This is a genomic window from Acidisphaera rubrifaciens HS-AP3, from assembly GCF_000964365.1.
Classification (GTDB): Bacteria; Pseudomonadota; Alphaproteobacteria; order Acetobacterales; family Acetobacteraceae; genus Acidisphaera; species Acidisphaera rubrifaciens.
The window spans coordinates 1-1,657 of sequence record NZ_BANB01000628.1 but is presented as its reverse complement, the minus strand read 5'-3'; the positions used below and the strand labels follow the sequence as shown (position 1 = coordinate 1,657).

General features: G+C 67.5%; 2 protein-coding genes. Both read right to left on the bottom strand.

Annotated elements, in window-relative coordinates; genetic code table 11:
- Positions 1 to 1,303 (bottom strand): sugar ABC transporter ATP-binding protein (locus tag B8460_RS15580; RefSeq protein ID WP_048862531.1); only part of this gene is annotated, 1,303 nt, incomplete at its 3' end.
- Positions 1,300 to 1,657: hypothetical protein (locus B8460_RS22195; RefSeq protein WP_048862530.1), on the bottom strand; the 358-nt coding region annotated here is incomplete at its 5' end. The genes B8460_RS15580 and B8460_RS22195, both read right to left, overlap by 4 nt.

The window sequence follows — 1,657 nt, the reverse complement described above, 5'->3', positions numbered from 1 at the left end:
CGACATCGACGCCGCGCGTCGGCTCGTCGAAGATGACAAGACGCGGCTTCTGCACCAGCGACTTGGCGATCACCACCTTCTGCTGGTTACCACCCGACAGCTCGATCACGCGCGCGTCGCGGTTGATGGCGCGCACCTGCAGCGCGCTGGTCCATTCGTCCGCCGCCTGCCGCATCGCGGCGAGGCTGACGACCGACGCGCGGTGCAGCTTCGACGCCATCAGCCCCATGTAGATGTTCTCGGCGATCGACATCGTCTCGAAGAAACCTTCGAGCTTGCGGTCTTCGGTGACATAGACGACGCCGTCGCGCACGCCCGGGCGGGGCACGCGATAGCGGCGCTTGTGCCCCTCCAGCACCACTTCGCCGCCGTGGAAGAAGTCGCGCTTGACCACGCCCGCGACGATCTTCGCCGTCTCCGTCCGGCCGGAGCCGATGAGGCCGAAGATGCCGGTGATCTGCCCCGCGAAGATCGAGAACGACGTGTTGCGCACCAGCGCGCCCATCGACAGGTTCTGCACGCTCAGGACCTTCTCGCCGCGCGGTCGCACGGCGCGGCCGCCGCCGTGCCGGCTGTACAGCTCGCCCGACAGGGTGCGGCCGACCATGGCACGGATGATCTTGTCGCGGTCGAATTCGCTGGTCGCGTCGGTCACGACATGCTGCCCGTCGCGCAGGATGGTGATGCGGTCCGCCAGCAGCAGCGCCTCCTCCAACGCGTGACTGATGAAGACGATGGCGACGCCCGCTTTCTTCAGCCGGCGGATCAGCGAGAAGAAATGATGCTTCTCCTCCGGCGTCAGCGACGCGGTGGGCTCGTCGAAGATGATGATGCGCGCCTTCTGGTGGACGGCGCGCGCGATTTCCACCATCTGCCGCTTGGCCGCACCCAGGGTCGCGACGGTCGCGGTCGGATCGACCGGGAAGTTCAGCGATTGCAGGAATTGCTGGGCCGCGATGTTGATGCCGCGCATGCGGTTGAAGAAGCGTTCGCGGCCGAGATAGATGTTCTGCGCGACCGTCAGGGCCGGCACCAGGCTGTTTTCCTGGTAGACCATGGCGACGCCCGCCTCCAGCGCCGCGGCCGGCGTCGGGAACGCGATCGGCTTGCCGTCCATCAGCAGCTCGCCATGCGTCGGCTGCACCGCGCCCGCGATGATCTTGGTCAGCGTAGATTTGCCCGCGCCGTTCTCGCCGAGCAGCGCGTGGATCTCGTCGCGCATGAGCGTGAAATCGACATCCTTCACGGCCGGCACGCCGCGATATTCCTTGGTGATGCGGCGCATCTCCAGCAAAGGCGTCATTGAAGCACCTGCCCGGTTGCGGCGGCGTCGAGTGCGATGATCACGTTGCCCCCCTTGGACGCGGCGAGCACGCGGGCGCCGTCGGCGAGGACACTGGTGATGCCGTGCCGCGTGCCGTCGGCGCGGCTGTGCAGGCTGGCGATCGGCTGGCAATCGGCATCGAGGCGCAGCACGAGGCCGTACGAGCGCGTCGGCGCCCAGGGCTTGAGGATGCCCATCTGCTTCACCGCCCCGCCCTGCAGCGGCTCGCGGAAGGACCGTCCGCTGTAGAGGGCGGGCCCGATCCAGTATTCGCGCGGAACCTCGGCCATCATGCGGGTGCGATAGCCGCGCTCGCGCAGCACGAACTCGATG